Consider the following 18664-nt stretch of genomic DNA (forward strand, 5'->3'; position numbering starts at 1 on the left):
TTTTTCAACGGGAGGACTTCATGAAACTCAATCGCAGAATGACGCTTGCGGCTGCTTTCGCCAGCATGCTGGCGCTTGGCACGGCAATGCCTGCTTACGCGGCGGATCTCATCGCCATCATCACGCCCTCGCACGACAATCCGTTCTTCAAGGCGGAGGCCGTCGGCGCCGAAGCCAAGGCCAAGGAACTCGGCTACGAGGCGCTGGTGCTGGTCCATGACGACGACGCAAACAAGCAGTCCGAACTGATCGACACGGCGATCGGCCGCGGCGCCAAGGCGATCATCCTCGACAATGCCGGCGCCGATGCCACCGTCGCTGCCGTGCAGAAGGCCAAGGACGCTGGCATCCCCTCCTTCCTGATCGACCGCGAGATCAACGCGACCGGCGTTGCCGTGGCGCAGATCGTCTCCAATAATTACCAGGGCGCCCAACTCGGCGCGCAGGAATTTGTCAAGCTGATGGGCGAGAAGGGCAATTTCGTCGAGCTGGTCGGCAAGGAATCCGACACCAATGCCGGCATCCGCTCGAAGGGCTATCACGATGTCATCGACGACTATCCCGAACTTAAGATGGTCGCCCAGCAGTCGGCCAACTGGAGCCAGACGGAAGCCTATTCCAAGATGGAATCGATCCTACAGGCTAACCCCGACATCAAGGGCGTGATTTCCGGCAACGACACGATGGCGATGGGCGCCTATGCGGCGCTCGCCGCCGCCGGCCGCAAGGATGTCATCGTCGTCGGCTTCGACGGGTCGAACGACGTGCGCGACTCCATCACCTCCGGCGGCATCAAGGCAACGGTGCTGCAGCCCGCCTTCGCGCAGGCGCAGATGGCGGTCGTGCAGGCCGACGACTACATCAAGAACAAAAAATCTCCCGCCCAGGAAAAGCAGCTGATGGACTGCGTGCTGGTCAATGGCGACAATGCCAAGAAGCTGGAGACCTTCGCGCTCACCAACTGAGCCGGCGTGACATCAATAGCAAGGGGCGGGCTTCCGGTTCGTCCCTTGCCTAATTTACGTGGGTGCTTCCTGACCGCCATGCCGAACAAGCTGACCTGGTTGAGCCTCGCCGTGCCAATTCTAGCCGGAATGGCGGGCCTCGGGCTCACCGCCTGCAAGATCCTGCCGACGCAGTCGCCGCAAGACGGTGGCAACACGCCCGCCTTCAATCCCGACAAGATGGTCGAGGAGATCTGGGCGGTGAAGGTGATCCCTTACCTGCAGCAGAAGGGCGGAGCGTTCCCCGAAGTGCACGCTTTGGCCACTGCCGATCCCGCCGCCGCCGGCGCCAAATATGGCAACCCAAAAAAGCAGGCGAATTCGCCATGGACCTTCGCGGTGCGTGTGGAGGGCAAGATCGTCGCCGCCAACACGCAGTCGCGCGCGGCGACCATCGACGTCGATGTCGACGGCGACGGCAAGGCGGACGCGCGGGTGCAGATCGGACCGGCGGTGCGCGGCACCGCGCTGCGCGACAGCCTCGACTTCATCCAGTTCAACGACTTCACCAACCAGATCGACTTCGCCCAGTTCGGCAAGGCATTCAACAGCTATGCCGACAAGACGGTGCTGTCCAAGCTGCCACGCGAGTCTCTCGAGGGCCGCAGCACCAAGGTGCTCGGCGCCTACACGCTGGGCAGCGGCCAGGACCTGCCGCTGGTGACGCCCGCGGAGGCAGAGATCGGGCCGAAGCCATGAGCGCGGAAACCGAGCGCGACGTCATCCTTAAGCTGGAGGACGTGTCAAAAGTCTATTCGGGCACCGTCGCGGTCAAGCGCGCCAATTTCGAGGTGCGCAAGGGCGCGGTCAACGTGCTGGTTGGCGAAAACGGCGCCGGCAAGTCGACGCTGATGAAGATCATCGCCGGCGTCGAACGGCCGACGGCCGGGCGCATTTTGCTGGAAGGCGAAGAGGTCTCGTTCTCGTCATCCGCCGATGCGGTGAACCGCGGCATCGGCATGGTGTTCCAGGAGCTCAACCTGTTCGGCAATTTGAGCGTCGCCGAGAACATTTTTGCCACCCGCGAGATCACCAACCGGTTCCGCAAGATCGACCGCAAGGCGCAGGAGCACCGCGCGGCGGAATTCCTCGAACGGCTGCAGGCTGGCATCCGGCCGGACATGCTTGTCGAGGATCTGCGCATCGGCCAGCAGCAGTTGGTCGAGATCGCCAAGGCGGTCTCGCTCGACGCGCGCATCCTGATCATGGACGAGCCGACATCGGCGCTAAGCGCTGCCGAAGTCGAGATCCTGTTCAAGGTGATCGCCGACCTCAAGGCGCGCGGGGTGGCGATCGTCTACATCTCGCACCGGCTGGAGGAGCTGATCCGCATCGGCGACTACATCACCGTGCTGCGCGACGGCCGCATCACCGGCCAGGAGGAGATGAAGAACGTCGATACGCAGTGGATCGTGCGGCAGATGATCGGCTCCGACGCCAAGGATTTCGCCAAGGCCGACGGCCATCTGCCGGGCGAGGAAATATTCCGTGCCGAGGAGATCTGCCTGCCGCGCGCGACCGGTGGACTTGCCGTCGACCATGTCTCGCTGTCGCTGCGCGCCGGCGAGATCTTGGGCATTTACGGCCTGATGGGCGCCGGGCGCAGTGAACTGTTCGACTGCATCATGGGCCGCCACGCGCATTCCACCGGTTCGATCTTCATCGCCGGCAAGAAGGTGCGCGAGCGCGACACGACGCGGCGTATCCGGCGCGGCCTGGCGCTGATCCCTGAAGACCGCCAGCGTGAAGGGCTGGTGTCGATCCTTTCGGTCGCCAGCAACCTGACGCTGGCCAGCCTGTCGCGCTTCGCCCGCCTGTTCCACATCCTGGGTGCCGAGGAAAGGCAGGCGGTGACCGGCATGGTGCGCGAACTGGCGATCAAGGTCGCCGACCCGGCGCAGGAGGTCTCCTCGCTGTCGGGCGGCAACCAGCAGAAGGTGGTGATCGGCAAGGCGCTGCTCACCGGACCGAAAGTGCTCTTGATGGACGAGCCCAGCCGCGGCATCGATGTCGGCGCCAAGGCCGACGTCTTCCGCACCATGCGCAAGCTGTCGCGCGATGGGCTGGGCATCCTGTTCGCCACTTCGGACCTCGACGAGGTGATGGCGCTGTCCGACCGCATCGCGGTGATGAGCAACGGAAAACTGACCGGCATGTTCGATCGCGCCGAGGCGACGGAAGCGGCGATCGTCGCCGCGTCGGCGCTTGGCCACGGACCCGCAGGGCACAGGGAGAGCACCACCCATGACTGACATTCCGGCCAAGGCGGCTGCCCCCTCCGCGTCCAGCGGCTCCGTGCTGCTGACGCTGATGAAGCTCAGGACCTTCATCGCGCTGATTGCCGTGCTGGTGTTTTTCTCGATCGCGGCGCCGAACTTCCTGTCGGCCGCCAATCTGATCCTGATGGCCAAGCACGTGGCGCTAAACGCCTTCCTGGCCATGGGCATGACCTTCGTCATCATCACCGGCGGCATAGACCTGTCGGTCGGCTCGATCGTCGGCCTGTGCGGCATGGTAGCCGGCTATCTGGTGCTCAACGGCATCGACCTTCAGATCGGCTACACGATCTATTTCAACGTCGTCGAGATCGCGCTGATCACGCTTGCCGTCGGCATATTGATCGGCGCCGTCAACGGGCTGCTGATCACCAGGCTGAATGTCGCGCCCTTCATTGCCACGCTCGGCGTGCTCTATGTCTCGCGCGGCCTGGCGCTTTTGTCGTCGGACGGCCGCACTTTCCCCAATCTCGTCGGCAAGCCGGAACTCGGCACCACCGGCTTCGGCTATCTCGGCGCCGGCAAGCTGCTCGGCCTGCCGGTCTCGATCTGGATCCTGATCGTCGTGGCGCTGGGCGCGGCCTATCTCGCAAAATACACGCCGCTCGGCCGCCATATCTTCGCGGTCGGCGGCAATGAGCGGGCGGCGCGGATCTCCGGCGTGCGCGTCAACATGGTGAAGATGTTCGTCTACATGTTCTCCGGTTTCTGCGCGGCGATCGTCGGCCTGATCATCTCGTCCGAGCTGATGGCATCGCATCCGGCGACAGGCGAGAGCTTCGAGCTCAACGCGATCGCGGCGGCGGTACTCGGCGGCACCTCGATGTCAGGCGGACGCGGCACGATCGGCGGCACCATCGTCGGCGCCTTTGTCATCGGCATCCTGTCCGACGGGCTGGTCATGATGGGGGTCAGCTCGTTCTGGCAGATGGTGATCAAGGGTCTCGTCATCATCGTCGCCGTGGTCGTCGACCAGGCGCAGCGCCGGCTGCAAAGCCGCGTAACGCTGATGCAGATGGCGAAGGTGGGTTGAGCATGGCGGAACTGCGCGGAGCGCTGATCGGCTGCGGCTTCTTCGCCGTCAACCAGATGCATGGCTGGCGCGACATCGAAGGCGCAGCGATCGTCGCCATCTGCGACCGCGATCCGGAGCGGCTTCAGATCGTTGGCAACCAGTTCGGCATAGCGAAGCGCTACACCGACGCGGCGGAGATGTTCGCCAGCGAAAAACTCGACTTCGTCGATATCGCCACCACCGTCGGCAGCCACCGGCCGCTGGTTGAGTTGGCCTCCGCCAACCGCGTTCCGGTGATCTGCCAAAAGCCGTTTGCGCCGACGCTCGCCGATGCCAAAGCCATGGTGCAGGCGTGCACTGCGGCCGGCGTGCCGCTGATGGTGCATGAGAACTTCCGCTGGCAGTCGCCGATCCAGGCGGTGCGCGCCGTGCTCGACGGCGGCGAGATCGGCACGCCGTTCTTTGGACGGATTTCCTTCCGCTCGGCCTATGACGTGTTTTCCGGGCAGCCATATCTGGCGACCGGAAAACGCTTCATCATCGAGGATCTCGGCATCCACGTCCTCGACATCGCCCGTTTCCTCCTGGGCGACGTTTCGACGATCACCACGCGAACCGCGCGCATCAATCCGGCGATCGCAGGTGAGGATGTCGCGACCATGTTGATGGATCATAACTCCGGCGCCACTTCGGTGATCGACTGTAGCTATGCGACGAAGCTTGCCATCGAGCCGTTCCCGGAAACACTGATCGAGATCGACGGCAGCGACGGCACGATCCGGCTGGCGCAGGGTTACCAGCTGACCGTCACCGGCAGCAGTGGAAACACGGTCAGCGACGTGTCGCCGCCGTTGCTGCGCTGGGCCTCGCGGCCATGGCACAACATCCAGGAGAGCGTCGTGGCGATCCAGAAGCACTGGGTCGACTGCCTGGTGACAGGTATCGAACCCGCGACCTCCGGCGCAGACAATCTCAAGACGTTCGCACTTGTCGAGGCGGCCTATATGGGCGCTGCGAGCCGCGAACCCGTGCAGCTCGACGCCTTGCTGAAATGACCGCCGACGCCTTCCTCCTCTATGGCACGCATGCTGTCGAGGCCGAGCCGGTCAGGCTGAGTGTGGGCGCGCTCAGCGCCGACTTCGTCAACGGCAATCTGCGCACGATTCGCCATGACGGCACCGAAGTGCTGCGCGCCATCGCCTATATCGTGCGCGATCGCGACTGGGGTACTTATGAGCCCGAACTGACCGGCCTTGTCATCGACCAGCGGTCCGACGCCTTCTCCGTGAGCTATTCAGCAAGCTGCATTGGACCGGCCGGAAGCCGGCTCGACTTCCATGCCACCATCAAAGGCTCTGCCAGCGGCCATCTGACCTTCGACGTAAGCGCCCTGCCCGAAAGTGACTTCGAGACCAACCGCTGCGGCTTCTGCATCCTGCATCCGATCGCCGGCCTCGCGGGGAGCCCGGTGACGGTCGAACATACGGACGGCAGCGTGGTTGATACCAAGCTGCCATTGCTGATCGATCCCTGGCAGCCTTTCAAGGATATGCGCGGAATCACCCATCAGGTGCGGCCCGGCGTCAGCGCCGTATGTCGGATGGAAGGCGACAGTTTCGAGATGGAGGACCAGCGCAACTGGTCGGACGCGTCCTACAAGACCTATGTGCGGCCGTTGGCGCTGCCGTGGCCCTATGTGCTGCCCGCTGGCGAGCCGATGCGCCAGACGATCAGCCTGCGCATCACGGGCGAAGCCAGGGTGGCTGCCGCGACAGCGAACGCCGGACCGGTCCGCATCGAACTTGGCGAGGCCGGACCAAGGCTCCCTGATGTCGGCGTGGTCATCTATCCCGAGGATGTGGAGTCGGCGCTTGCGCAATTGCCGATGCTGTCGAAGCTCGGCCCGCAACAACTCCTCCACTACGATCCGACACGCGGCCATGGCCTGGAAGCCTTGCGTGCCCATGCTCGGCTCGCCGCCGCCTATTCGGCCCGGACAACGCTCGAATGCGTGGTCGCCTGCGTGGGGGACCTCGACGCCGAACTCTCCGGTGTCGCCGAAATGGTGCGCCGGGCAGGTTTGCGGCTCGATGCCATTGCGGTCTCGCCTTCGGTCGACCGGCAGTCAACGCCGCCGGGCAGCGCGTGGCCGCCGCCCTGCCCGCCGCTCGAAGACCTCTACGCCGCCGCGCGCCGTGCCTTCCCTGACATTTGCCTTGGCGGCGGCATGTTCAGCTATTTCACCGAGCTGAACCGCAAGCGCGTTCCCGCCGGTCTGCTCGATTTCATCACCCACTGCACCTGCCCGATCGTGCACGCCGCCGACGACCTCAGCGTCATGCAGTCGCTGCAGGCGCTGCCTTTCATCACGCAATCAGCGCGGGCGACCTTCGGAACCAAGCCATATCGGATCGGGCCGTCGACGATTGCCATGCGCCAAAACCCTTATGGCGGCGCGACCAAGGACAATTTTGACGGCCAGCGCATCGCCATGGCCAATCGCGACCCGCGCCAGGCCGGCCAATTCGCGGCGGCATGGACGATCGGTTATGCCGCGCGTGTCGCGCCGGCCGGGCTGGAGATGCTGACGCTTTCCAGTTTCACCGGGCCGTTCGGCGTGCTGGCGGCATCCGGGGAACCGGTCGCAGAAGGATCGCCGCGGCCGATCTTCCAGGCCATCGAGGGGCTTTGCGAACTGGCTGGCCTTGCACATGTTGCGGCAAGGACAAGCGATGAGACCAGGGTGCTGGCGCTGGCCGGCCGCAGCGCTTCGGGCGAGACCATAGTGTGGCTGGCCAACCTGACGAAGGAACACGTAGCTGTCGACATTTCAGCGCTTGGCGGCAGCCAGCTTGTGATGACGCCTTACGCCATCGCTCGGATCTGAAGCGGCGAAGTCACTTGTCGGTGCTCATCACGTAAAGCGCGCGCGAGCGCTCCAGATGCTTGATCATCGCCTTCTCGGCGCCGTCGGCATCCTTCTTCTCGATCCGGCCGATGATCTCCTCATGCTCGGTCAGCGTGAACTTTTCCTTGCCGGTCCAGATCAGCATCTCGGTGTGGTATTCCTTCAGCCAGCCCAGCATCGCCTCGCTGACCGCGACGTAGATCGGGTTGCCGGAAATCGCCGCGATCTGGGTGTGGAACTTCATGTCGGCGGTGATGAAGGCTTCGGAATCGCCGCGCGCGGCGCGCTGCTCGGCGACGGTTGCCTTCAGACGCTGCACGTCCTCGGCCGTGGCCTTCTCTGCGGCCTCCTTGACCATGCCGCGCTCGAAGAAGATGCGCGCGCTCTTCAGGTGCTCCAGCGTGTCTTTCGACGACGACAGGATGATCTTGGCCGCGCCGTCGACCTGCTTGATGATCGACTTGGCAGTGAGTTGCAGCACCTTGGCCCGCTCGCCATGCGAGATCGCCACCAGCCCCATATTACTCAACGCCTGCATCGCCTCGCGGATGGCAGGACGGCCGACCTCGAAGCGCTCCATCAATTCGCGCTCCGAGGGCATATCGTCGCCCGGCATCAATTCGCCGCTGGTGATCAGCCGCTTCAGCCGCAGAAAGACTTCATCGGAAAGCTTGCGCCGGACGATCGGTTCCGAACGGTTCATCGTCGCGAATCACTCCCTTGACCCGGCCCTATCTAACACCGCCGACGCAATTCCCGGAATTGCTGTCACTCGACCGAGCTGAAACGCCCAGCCGGATATTGCTTGCAATACTTATGTACTCATTATACCAGATTTCGAGCAGCGGTGAACTTTTTTCGAACGCCTCGGCCTGAGACTGCAGACCATGATAACCCTCACCTATCGCATAGAGACCTCTGGCAGCATCGAGGCGCTGGCGGCCAAAATAGCCAGCGACCAGTCGACCGGTACCTTCGTTTCGCTGCCCGGGGAGACCGAGGAGCTGAAGGCGCGGGTGGCGGCGCGTGTGCTGGCGATACGGCCCCTGCCCGATGCCGAGCGGCCATCCATTCCTGAAGCGGGCGACGGGCCGTTCAAGCGCGCCGATGTCGACATCGCCTTCCCCTTCGATGCCATCGGCACCGACCTTGCAGCGCTGATGACCATCGCCATCGGCGGCACCTATTCGATCAAAGGCCTGTCCGGCATCCGCGTCGTCGACATGAAGCTGCCGGAGCAATATCACGGCGCGCATCCCGGACCGCAGTTCGGCGTCGCCGGCAGCCGCAGGCTGACCGGGGTAACGGATCGCCCGATCGTCGGCACCATTGTTAAGCCGGCGCTGGGGCTGAGGCCGCATGAGACGGCCGCTATGGTGGGCGAGCTGATCGAGGCCGGCGTCGACTTCATCAAGGACGACGAGAAGCTGATGAACCCGGCCTATTCGCCGCTGGCCGAACGGGTGAAGGCAATCATGCCTTTGATCCTCGACCACGAGCAGAAGACCGGCAAGAAGGTGATGTATGCCTTCGGCATCTCGCATGCCGATCCGGACCAACTGATGCGCAACCATGATCTTGTGGTCGAAGCCGGCGGCAATTGCGCGGTGATCAACATCAACTCCATCGGCTTCGGCGGCATGGCTTTCTTGAGGAAGCGCTCCGGCCTGGTGCTGCATGCGCATCGCAACGGCTGGGACATCCTCACCCGCCATCCTGGGCTCGGCATGGATTTCAAGGTCTGGCAGCAGTTCTGGCGTCTGCTCGGCGTCGACCAGTTCCAGATCAACGGCATCGCCTCGAAATACTGGGAGCCTGACGAGTCCTTCATCCGCTCCTTCGAGGCGGTGACGACGCCGCTGTTTTCGCCCGACGATTGCGCCCTGCCGGTGGCGGGCTCTGGCCAGTGGGGCGGGCAGGCGCCCGAAACCTATGAGCGCACCGGCCGCACGGTCGATCTGCTCTATCTCTGCGGCGGCGGCATCGTCAGCCATCCGGACGGGCCGGGCGCCGGCGTGCGCGCCGTGCAACAGGCCTGGCAAGCGGCGGTCGACGGCATTCCGCTCGAGGATTTCGCCAAGAGCCATGCGGAGCTGGCGCGCTCGATCGAGAAATTCGGCGACGGCAAGGCGGCCTGAAGCGATGCAAAACCTGCTGCTCAGCTATTATGGCGACGACCTCACCGGCTCGACCGACGTCATGGAGGCGCTCGAGCTCGGCGGCGTGCCGACCGTGCTGTTCATGCGCCAGCCGGACGAGGCCTTGCTTGCGCAGTTCAGCCATTGCCAGGCCATCGGGCTGGCCGGTACCAGCCGAAGCGAGACGCCGCAGTGGATGGACACGCATCTCAAGAGCGCCTTCGCCTGGCTGAAGACACTCAACGCCGAGATCTGCCACTACAAAGTCTGCTCGACCTTCGATTCCAGCCCGACCATCGGCAGCATCGGCCGGGCCATCGAGATCGGCCGCTCTGTCTTCAGTCAGGACAGCGTGCCGCTGCTGGTCGGCGCGCCGCAGCTCAAGCGCTACACTGCCTTCGGGCATCTGTTCGCGGCCTATCGTGAAAAGTATTTCCGCATCGACCGCCATCCGGTGATGAGTCGCCACCCGACCACGCCGATGGATGAATCCGACCTGCTGATCCACCTGTCGCGGCAGACGGAGCTTACGTCGGGGCTGGTTGACCTCGCGACCCTGCAATCCGCGTCGCGGTCGAACTCGTTCGATCGCCTGATCGCCGACGGCACCGGCATCATGCTTGTCGATGTCGACAGCCGCGACACCCAGGCCCTTGCCGGCAAGGAGATCTGGCGCGCCCGCAAGCCGGGGGGGTATTTTGTCGTCGGCTCTTCCGGCATCGAATATGCGCTGCTTGCCGAATGGCAGGGAAATGCAAGCGCGAGTTTCCCGCCGCCGGGCGCCGCCGACCGGATCGCTGTGGTGTCGGGCAGTTGCTCGCCGACGACGGAACGGCAGATCCGCCATGCTTTGACCGACGGCTTCGACGGGATCGAGGTCGATCCTATCGAACTGGTTTCGGAACGTTCCGATCAGGCGATCGCGCGGGCGGCAGTACGCGGCCGCGCCAGTCTGCAGGCGGGGCGCAGCGTCATCCTCTACACGGCGCTCGGGCCTACGGCGGATCGCGGCGCCGAGATCGACCGGCAGGAGGGCGCGCGCCACAAGCTCGGCCGCGGCCTCGGTGCGCTGCTGCGCCAATTGACGGAGGAGCAGAGCTTGCGGCGCGTGATCATTGCCGGCGGCGACACGTCAAGCCATGCTCTGGGAGAAATGGGCGTCAACGCGCTGACTGTCAGGATGACTCTGCCCGCCTCGCCCGGTTCCCCGCTTTGCGTAGCTCATTCCAGCATCGAGGCGATCGACGGGCTAGAGGTCGCGTTGAAGGGCGGGCAGGTAGGAACCGACCGCTATTTCTCGTCCATCCGTGACGGCCTTCGCAGTTGACAGTGGCGTTAGGCTGGTAAACCGCGAAACTCGGAGAGAAACATGCACTGTCCATTAGTGCTTCAACTTGCGCCGAAGCACCAAGCGAAAACATGTATGCTCGAAAGTGGACCAGCAGAGCCCTCCCGGCCATGCCTTTTGGGGGTAAAGTTGAGCGATGACCGCTTCCGGGAAGGCTGCGCTTCGCCCGGAATGACGGACATGCGGCGCGAAGCAGACCCGCCTTTGTGCACGTCGTTCTACGCTGTAGCCCTCTCCCTTTTTGAAAGGTCTTTACTTCATTGGGGACGTGGGCGCAGATCGGACTACTTGCCAGATCGGAGATGGAGAATGCCAGTTCAGCGGAAATGCGATACGGACACGAAAACAATTTTCGACAGTGACGTCGCCACCGAAACTACGCTAACGCCGCCGTTTGTATCCCTCACTCCCACTCGATGGTGCCGGGCGGCTTCGACGTCACGTCGTAGACGACGCGGTTGATGCCGCGGACCTCGTTGATGATGCGGGTGGCGGCGGCACCCAGGAAGGCCATGTCGTAGTGGTAGAAGTCCGCCGTCATGCCGTCGACCGAGGTGACGGCGCGCAGAGCGCAGACGAACTCGTAGGTGCGGCCGTCGCCCATGACGCCGACGGTCTGCACCGGCAAGAGCACGGCGAAGGCCTGCCAGATGGCGTCGTAGAGGCCGGCCTTGCGGATCTCGTCGAGATAGATGGCGTCGGCCTCGCGCAGAATCTCCAGCTTCTCGCGGGAGATGCCGCCCGGGCAGCGGATGGCGAGACCGGGGCCGGGGAAGGGATGGCGGCCGATGAAGCTCTCGGGCAGGCCAAGCTCTTTGCCGAGCGCCCTGACCTCGTCCTTGAACAGCTCGCGCAGCGGCTCGACCAGCTGCATGTTCATGCGCTCGGGCAGGCCGCCGACATTGTGGTGCGACTTGATGGTCACCGACGGGCCGCCGGTGAAGGAGACGCTTTCGATGACGTCGGGATAGAGCGTCCCCTGGGCCAGGAAATCGGCGCCGCCGAGTTTTTGCGCCTCTTCCTCGAACACCTCGATGAACAGCCGGCCGATGGTCTTGCGCTTCTTCTCGGGGTCCGACTCGCCTTCCAGCGCCGAGATGAAACGGTCCGAAGCATCGACCAGGATCAGCGGCAGATTGTAGTGCTGGCGAAACATCGCCACCACGCCTGCGGCCTCGTCCTTGCGCATCAATCCGTGGTCGACGAGGATGCAGGTCAGCTGGTCGCCGACCGCCTCATGGATCAGCAGTGCCGCGACCGAGGAATCGACGCCACCCGACAGCGCGCAGATGACCTTGCCCTTGCCGACCTGCTTGCGGATCGTCTCGACTGCGTGCTCGCGATAGGCCCGCATCGTCCAGTCGCCTTCGATGCCGGCGATGTTGTGTACGAAATTCCGCAGCAGCTTTGCGCCGTCCGGCGTGTGCACCACTTCGGGGTGGAACATGATGCCGTACATCTTGCGTTCGACGTTGCCGAAGATGGCGAAGGGCGAGCCTTCCGACCGGCCGAACACCTCGAACCCCTTGGGCAAGGAGATGACGCGATCGCCATGGCTCATCCACACTTGGTGGCGCTGGCCGGGCGCCCACAAGCCCTCGAACAGCGGGTTGTCCTTCTCGATCTCGACATAGGCGCGGCCGAATTCGCGATGATCGGAGCTTTCGGCGACACCGCCCATCTGCACGCACAGCGTCATCTGGCCGTAGCAGATGCCCAGCACCGGCACGCCGGCGTCGAAGACGATCTGCGGCGCGCGCGGGCTGCCGATGTCGGAGGTCGAGGCCGGGCCGCCGGAGAGGATCACGGCCTTGGGATTGATGCGCTTGAACGCCGCCTCGGCCGACTGGAACGGCACGATCTCGGAAAACACGCCGGCCTCGCGGATGCGACGGGCGATGAGCTGCGTAAACTGGCTGCCGAAATCGACAATCAGGACGGTGTCGGGGTGATTGGCTGTCTTCATGGCGAGCGTTTAGAGAAAGAAATGAGTCGGCGCAATGGGTTGCGGGGCCGCACCGTCAATCCGGTCAGACGCCTTCTGAACCAAGCTGCAGCGCATCTGAGGCGATCGCCTGCTCAAGCCGCCCGACCGCCCCGGCCAGCTTCTCGTCGATGACGTGCAGATATTCTTTCCAGTCATTGACGTGCTTCAGGTCGGCGGCGCCGTCGGAAATGCCGCGCAGGCCGACCAGCGGCAGGCCGAACATCTGGCAGGCGCGCAGACAGGCGAAGGTCTCCATATCGACCATGTCGGCGGCGATGGCGTCGTAGGCGGCGCCGGAAATGACCGCGCCGCCGGTCGACAGCGTCGCCTCTCTTATGCCGGGGATCCTGAACGGCAAGGGCACGGCCACCGGCAGGTCGAGAAACGGCGTGGCGCCCTTCTCGAAGCCGAGCGGCGAGGCGTCGATGTCGCGATAGGCGACCGAAACCACCTGGTAGATTTCGGCCTGCTCGAGCGCGCGGCTGCCGGCCGAGCCGAGCGAGACGACGAGATCCGGCAGCGCCTTTTCGGCCTTCAGCCGGGCGAACTCAGCGCCCAGCCTGACACCGGCCTCGACCGGCCCGACGCCGGTCATCAGCGGCGTGAACAGCCGCCTGAGATGCGGACCGTACTCGGCCTCCACCGCCATGACGAAGAGGACGGACTTGCCGGCGATCTGAACGGCCTTGCTCATCGTTCACCCCGCGATCCCGTCACGCCCGACCACCGTCATCATGGTCCCGGTCATGGTGGCGATCAGCTTGGCCTCGCCGTCGGCGGCGAAGGCGTAGGCCTGGCCGTCGGCGACGATGATGGTGCGGCCGGGTTTGGTCACTGAGCCGCGGAACAGGAAACGTTCGCCCCTGCCCGGCGCCAACAGATTGACCTTGAACTCGATGGTCAGCACGGTGGAATTCTCCGGCATCAGCGAAAACGCCGCGTAGCCGCAGGCCGAGTCCAGCGCCGTCGAAATGACGCCGGCATGGAGAAAGCCGTGCTGCTGGGTGAGCGCTGCCGAATAGGGCATCTCGATTTCGATGATGCCAGGCGTGACCAGGGTTAGTTCGGCGCCGATGGTCGTCATTGCCTTCTGACGCGCAAAAGACGTCCTGACGCGGTCCTCATAATCCGGAGCGGGTACGATCTTTGCTGCCATTGGCCTTCGCCTTTGTTTCCAGAGCGGCGGACTTAGCCGCCACTCTGTCTTTTTGTTTGAGCATTGGGTTCTCCTAAAACCGGTTTCCACTTTTGGGTCCAATGCTCTGGGCAAAGCTTATCGCAGAGGCATGGGCGGCAGGCAATCGCTAATGCTGCACTGCAGCAATCGGCCTTCCGCTCCAATGGAGCCGAAGCCGCCCCTGTTGGCCGGCAAAACAATCAGCCGGCCCGGCGCAGCGCGCAGACATAGAACCCGTCCGTGGCACTGAGTGCCGGCGACAGCGAAATGCCGCCGGCGGCGCCGATGCGCGCGGCCGCCGCATGGCCCGGAAAATGGCCGTTCCAGAGCGCCCGGTGATCGACCGGAACGAAGCCGTCATGGCGCTCGCGGAAGGCGGCGACCTGTTCGCCATTTTCAGAGTCGAACACCGAACAGGTGATGTAGACCAGCAAGCCACCGGGTTTGACGAAGGCCTTCGCCGCGTCGAGGATCACCGACTGCTCGCCCTTGCGCTGGTCGAGCTGTCTCTGCGTCAGCCGCCATTTGGCATCGGGGCGCCGCCGCCAGGTGCCGCTGCCGGTGCAAGGCGCATCGACGAGCACGATATCCATATGGCCTGACAGCGGCGAGAGTTCCGCCGGCTTGCTGACGATCTGGATGTTGCGGTTTTCCGAGCGGCGCATGCGGTCGAAGATCGGCGCCAGCCGCGCCTTTTCGGCGTCATGGGCGAAGATCTGGCCGCGATTGCCCATCTCGGCCGACAGCGCCAGCGTCTTGCCGCCGGCGCCGGCGCAATAGTCGAGCACCTGCATTCCGGCTTTCGCACCTGCCAGTGCCGCGACGATCTGCGAGCCCTCGTCCTGGACTTCGAACCAGCCTTTCTGGAAGGCGGGTTCGGCCTGCACGTTGGGGTGCCGGCCATCGCCGTCGATCGGCGGGATGCGGATGCCCTGCGGCGCGATGCGCGCCGGTTTGGCGCCGGTGTCGGCGAGTTCGGCCAGCACCTTGCCGCGATCGGCCTGCAGCGTGTTGACCCGCAGGTCGAGCGGCGGGCGGGTGGCAAGGGCGGCCCCCTCCTCGACCCAGGCCCCGCCAAAAGCCTGTTCGAAGAGCGGCTCGCACCAGTCGGGGATATCCGCCCGCACCGCCTCCGGCGCGTCTTCGGGCCGGCGGGCGGCGAGTGCCTGCAATTCCTCGGCGTCGAGCAGCGGCGGCGCGAACTTGTCGCCGTCGAGCGCATCGTTCAGCGACTGCGCCGTCTGCCCCCATTCGAGTAGCAGCGCGCCGAAGCCGATGGCACGCGGCGTGTCCTCGCCGAGCAGCCAGCCGGCCGAGCGCCTGCGGCGCAGCGCATCATAGACGATGTTGCCGATCGCCGCGCGGTCGCCACCGCCGGCGAAGCGGTGCGACAAGCCCCAATCCTTCAGCGCATCGGCAACCGGCCGGTGGCGCCGGCCGATGTCTTCCAGCACTTCGATGGCCGCCGCCAACCTTCCGCCCAGTCGCATTCTCGTCTTCCGATGCTCAACAATTCATGTCCGGCCCTGCTCTTAGAGCCTTTCATGCCCAGATTGAAATAGTTCCGTTTGCCCGATGGCGACACGGCCCACGCCGAATGTGGCGAAGGTCCGATGGCATGCATCCTGCGAGCCGCACGTAAAAGCAGTCGTTTCCAGCGGCAACGGAACAATTGGATCAATACATCAAAGGTCTCTAATGCGCGCGACTGGCATGTACAATCATGCCGGCTGGAGCAAGCGCTCTGCTTTCCAAGTTTTCCGGTTGCGAATACTCTTGCCGCCATGATTCGCATCGCAGAAAAGGCGCAGCCGCGGATCGATACGAGGAGATGGCAATGAAGACTTATCTGGCGGAAGTTCTAGACTAGGCACGTTTCTGTTGGTGTTCATCGGCACGGCTTCTGTGGTCACGGGCGGCTTCGGCGGCGCGCTGCCGCTCGGCCAGGAAGGCATCGGTCTGGCGTTCGGCATCGGCCTCATTGCGGCGGCCTATGCGATCGGCCCGATCTCGGGCGCGCATCTCAATCCGGCGGTGACGCTCGGCGTCTTCCTCGCCGGCCGGCTACCGGCCAAGGACGTCGTCCCCTACTGGATCGCGCAGATCATCGGCGCCATCCTGGCCTCGCTGGCATTGTGGATCATCGTCTCCGGCCAGGTCGGTGGACATACCGGCGGCTTCGGCGCCAACGGCTGGGACGAGGCGAAATGGGGCATGAGCTCGGCCTTCCTGTGGGAGCTGATCGGCACTTTCACCTTCGTCACCGTGATCCTCGGCGTCACCGCGGAAAGGCACTCGACGGCGTTTGCCGGTCTGGTCATCGGCCTGACGCTGGCGGGCATCCACTTCGCCATAATCCCGGTCACCGGCACCTCGGTCAATCCGGCCCGTTCGATCGGGCCGGCGCTGTTTTCGGGCGGTGCGGCGCTCAGCCAGCTGTGGCTGTTCATCGTCGCGCCGCTGATCGGCGGCGCCATTGCCGGCGTCGTCGCCAAGGCGCGCATCTTCGAGAAAGTCTGATTTTCGAAGCCTGAATACGAAGAAGGCGCGGAGCTTGGCCCCGCGCCTTTTTTGTTGGATCTTGAAGACTACCGCGATCAGGCCAAGAGGTCGAAGCGATCGGCGTTCATCACCTTGGTCCACGCCGCCACGAAGTCTCTCGCAAACTTCGCCTTGGCGTCCGCCGTCGCATAGACTTCGGCCAGCGCGCGCAACTGCGAATGCGAGCCGAAGATGAGGTCGGCGCGGGTGCCGGTCCACTTGACTTCGCCGGTCTTGCTGTCGCGGCCCTCGAACACATCCTTGGCGTCCGACGCCGCCTTCCATTCCGTGCCCATGTCGAGCAGGTTGACGAAGAAGTCGTTGCTCAGCGTTGCCGGCTGGCTGGTGAAGACGCCGTGCTTCGACTGCCCGGCACTGGCGCCGAGAACACGCAGGCCGCCGACGAGAACCGTCATCTCAGGCGCCGTCAGCGTCAGCAACTGCGCCCGATCGACCAGCGCTTCCTCGATGGTCAGGCGCTGCCTGCCGCTGACATAGTTGCGGAAGCCGTCAACCGTCGGCTCCAGCGGCGCGAAGGAGTGGACGTCCGTCTGCTCCTGCGAAGCGTCCATGCGCCCCGGCGTGAAGGGAACCGTCACGCCGCTCCCGGCCGCCTTCTCGATGGCGGCACCGCCGCCGAGAACGATCAGGTCGGCGAGCGAGACCTTCTTGCCGCCGGTCTGCGATGCGTTGAACTCCTTCTGGATCGCTTCGAGCTTGTCCAGCACCTTGGCCAGCTCGGCCGGCTGGTTGACGGCCCAGTCCTTCTGCGGCGCCAGGCGAATGCGCGCGCCGTTGGCGCCACCGCGCTTGTCGGAGCCGCGGAAGGTCGAGGCCGAGGCCCAGGCCGTCGAGACCAGCTGCGGCACCGACAGGCCGGACGCAAGGATCTTCGCCTTCAGCGCGGCAGCGTCCTGCTCGTCGATCAGGACATGATCGACCGCCGGAATGACATCCTGCCAGGGCAGCTCGTCCTTCGGAACGAGCGGGCCGAGATAGCGCACGCGCGGACCCATATCGCGATGGGTCAGCTTGTACCAGGCGCGCGCGAACGCGTCGGCGAACTGATCCGGGTTCTCATGGAAGCGCCTCGAGATCGTCTCGTAGGACGGATCGAACCGCAGAGCGAGGTCGGTGGTCAGCATCGAGGGCGCATGACGCTTAGCCGAATTGTGCGCATCCGGCACGCTGCCGGCGCCGGCACCACCCTTCGGCGTCCACTGGTGAGCGCCGGCCGGGCTCTTGGTCAGCTCCCAGTCGAAGCCGAACAGATTGTCGAAGAAGTTGTTGCTCCATTTGGTCGGCGTCGTCGTCCAGGTGACTTCCAGGCCGCTGCCGATCGCATCGCCACCCTTGCCGGTGCCGAATGTGCTGGCCCAGCCGAGGCCCTGCAGCTCGATGTCGGCGCCTTCCGGCTCCACGCCCACCAGGCTCGCGTCGCCCGCGCCATGGGTCTTTCCGAAGGTGTGGCCGCCGGCGATCAGCGCGACGGTCTCCTCATCGTTCATGGCCATGCGGGCGAAGGTGTCGCGAATGTCGCGCGCCGCCGCCAGCGGATCCGGATTGCCGTTCGGGCCTTCCGGGTTGACGTAGATCAGGCCCATCTGGACGGCGGCGAGCGGGCTCTGCAGATCGCGGTCGCCGCTATAGCGCTCGTCGGCCAGCCACTTGCCTTCGGGACCCCAGTAGATGTCCTGCTCCGGCTCCCAGACGTCGGCGCGGCCGCCGGCGAAGCCGAACGTCTTGAAGCCCATCGATTCCAGCGCGACATTGCCGGTAAGGATCATCAGGTCGGCCCAGGAGATCTTGCGGCCGTATTTCTGCTTGATCGGCCACAGCAGGCGGCGGGCCTTGTCGAGATTGACGTTGTCCGGCCAGCTGTTCAGCGGCGCAAAGCGCTGCTGGCCGGCTCCCGCACCGCCGCGGCCGTCGCCGATACGGTAGGTGCCGGCGCTGTGCCAGGCCATGCGGATGAACAGCGGCCCGTAATGGCCGAAGTCGGCCGGCCACCATTCCTGCGAATCCGTCATCAAGGCATGCAGGTCCTTGATGACGGCGCTGAGGTCGAGACTTTTGAATTCCTCGGCATAGTCGAACGCCTCGCCCATCGGGTCGGACAGACCGGACAGCTGGTGCAACACCTGCACGTTCAGCTGGTTCGGCCACCAGTCGCGGTTGGCCCTGGCAGCGGTGGTGTGCACGACGGGGCATTTGCCCGCGCTGTTGTCATCGGTTTTCGCGTCCATCTTTACTCTCCGATTTGCTGAATC

General features: G+C 64.5%; 14 protein-coding genes and 1 pseudogene. 9 read left to right on the top strand and 6 right to left on the bottom strand.

What is annotated here, in order from left to right; translation table 11 throughout:
• Window positions 1–20: 20 nt before the first annotated feature.
• The 6 genes from AC1RUK_RS22240 to apnL all read left to right on the top strand — a co-directional run bounded on the left by AC1RUK_RS22240 (window position 21) and on the right by apnL (window position 7182).
• The gene (locus AC1RUK_RS22240) at window positions 21–965 is read left to right on the top strand and encodes a D-ribose ABC transporter substrate-binding protein (RefSeq protein ID WP_481838931.1); all 945 of its coding nucleotides are present in this window, start codon (window positions 21–23) and stop codon (window positions 963–965) included.
• A gap of 78 nt (window positions 966–1043) precedes the next feature.
• On the top strand, window positions 1044–1703 hold the full coding sequence (locus tag AC1RUK_RS22245) for a DUF2291 family protein (RefSeq protein ID WP_481838930.1): 660 nt from the start codon (window positions 1044–1046) through the stop codon (window positions 1701–1703).
• Window positions 1700–3256, top strand: coding sequence for a sugar ABC transporter ATP-binding protein (locus AC1RUK_RS22250; RefSeq protein ID WP_481838929.1), 1557 nt, complete (start codon window positions 1700–1702; stop codon window positions 3254–3256). The genes AC1RUK_RS22245 and AC1RUK_RS22250 overlap by 4 nt, the downstream gene beginning before the upstream one ends.
• Window positions 3249–4313: an ABC transporter permease gene (locus AC1RUK_RS22255; RefSeq protein WP_481838928.1), complete on the top strand. Its 1065-nt coding sequence runs from the start codon at window positions 3249–3251 to the stop codon at window positions 4311–4313. The genes AC1RUK_RS22250 and AC1RUK_RS22255 overlap by 8 nt, the downstream gene beginning before the upstream one ends.
• A 2-nt stretch (window positions 4314–4315) precedes the next feature.
• The gene (locus AC1RUK_RS22260) at window positions 4316–5350 is read left to right on the top strand and encodes a Gfo/Idh/MocA family protein (protein WP_481838927.1); all 1035 of its coding nucleotides are present in this window, start codon (window positions 4316–4318) and stop codon (window positions 5348–5350) included.
• On the top strand, window positions 5347–7182 hold the full coding sequence (gene apnL, locus AC1RUK_RS22265; protein ID WP_481838926.1) for a D-apionate lactonase: 1836 nt from the start codon (window positions 5347–5349) through the stop codon (window positions 7180–7182). The genes AC1RUK_RS22260 and apnL overlap by 4 nt, the downstream gene beginning before the upstream one ends.
• Before the next feature lie 10 nt (window positions 7183–7192).
• On the opposite strand, the gene AC1RUK_RS22270 is transcribed toward apnL, so the two are convergent.
• The gene (locus AC1RUK_RS22270; RefSeq protein WP_481838925.1) at window positions 7193–7906 is read right to left on the bottom strand and encodes a transcriptional regulator NanR; all 714 of its coding nucleotides are present in this window, start codon (window positions 7904–7906) and stop codon (window positions 7193–7195) included.
• A 184-nt stretch (window positions 7907–8090) separates the two neighbouring features.
• On the opposite strand from AC1RUK_RS22270, the gene oiaX reads away from it, so the two are divergent.
• Both oiaX and AC1RUK_RS22280 read left to right on the top strand, forming a co-directional pair.
• Window positions 8091–9341, top strand: coding sequence for a 3-oxo-isoapionate-4-phosphate decarboxylase OiaX (gene oiaX, locus AC1RUK_RS22275; protein ID WP_481838924.1), 1251 nt, complete (start codon window positions 8091–8093; stop codon window positions 9339–9341).
• 4 nt (window positions 9342–9345) lie between these two features.
• Window positions 9346–10668, top strand: a complete 1323-nt coding sequence (locus tag AC1RUK_RS22280; RefSeq protein ID WP_481838923.1) for a four-carbon acid sugar kinase family protein — start codon at window positions 9346–9348, stop codon at window positions 10666–10668.
• 424 nt (window positions 10669–11092) lie between these two features.
• On the opposite strand, the gene guaA is transcribed toward AC1RUK_RS22280, so the two are convergent.
• The 4 genes from guaA to AC1RUK_RS22300 all read right to left on the bottom strand — a co-directional run bounded on the left by guaA (window position 11093) and on the right by AC1RUK_RS22300 (window position 15343).
• Window positions 11093–12655 (bottom strand): glutamine-hydrolyzing GMP synthase, encoded by a 1563-nt coding sequence (gene guaA / locus AC1RUK_RS22285; RefSeq protein ID WP_006205021.1) that lies wholly within the window; start codon window positions 12653–12655, stop codon window positions 11093–11095.
• Between the two features lie 64 nt (window positions 12656–12719).
• Window positions 12720–13370: a 5'-methylthioadenosine/S-adenosylhomocysteine nucleosidase gene (locus AC1RUK_RS22290; RefSeq protein WP_481838922.1), complete on the bottom strand. Its 651-nt coding sequence runs from the start codon at window positions 13368–13370 to the stop codon at window positions 12720–12722.
• Window positions 13371–13373: 3 nt separating this feature from the next.
• Window positions 13374–13832: a PaaI family thioesterase gene (locus AC1RUK_RS22295; protein ID WP_192179790.1), complete on the bottom strand. Its 459-nt coding sequence runs from the start codon at window positions 13830–13832 to the stop codon at window positions 13374–13376.
• A 221-nt stretch (window positions 13833–14053) separates the two neighbouring features.
• Complete coding sequence (locus tag AC1RUK_RS22300; protein WP_481838921.1) at window positions 14054–15343, bottom strand: RsmB/NOP family class I SAM-dependent RNA methyltransferase; 1290 nt, start codon at window positions 15341–15343, stop codon at window positions 14054–14056.
• Window positions 15344–15690: 347 nt separating this feature from the next.
• Here AC1RUK_RS22300 and AC1RUK_RS22305 point away from each other — a divergent pair.
• Window positions 15691–16373, top strand: a pseudogene (locus AC1RUK_RS22305) (MIP family channel protein).
• A gap of 77 nt (window positions 16374–16450) precedes the next feature.
• Here the strand turns inward: AC1RUK_RS22305 and katG are convergent.
• Entirely contained in the window at window positions 16451–18640 is a 2190-nt protein-coding gene (gene katG / locus AC1RUK_RS22310) for a catalase/peroxidase HPI (RefSeq protein WP_481838920.1), read from the bottom strand.
• Window positions 18641–18664: the final 24 nt, after the last annotated feature.

Source organism: Mesorhizobium monacense, from assembly GCF_056781675.1.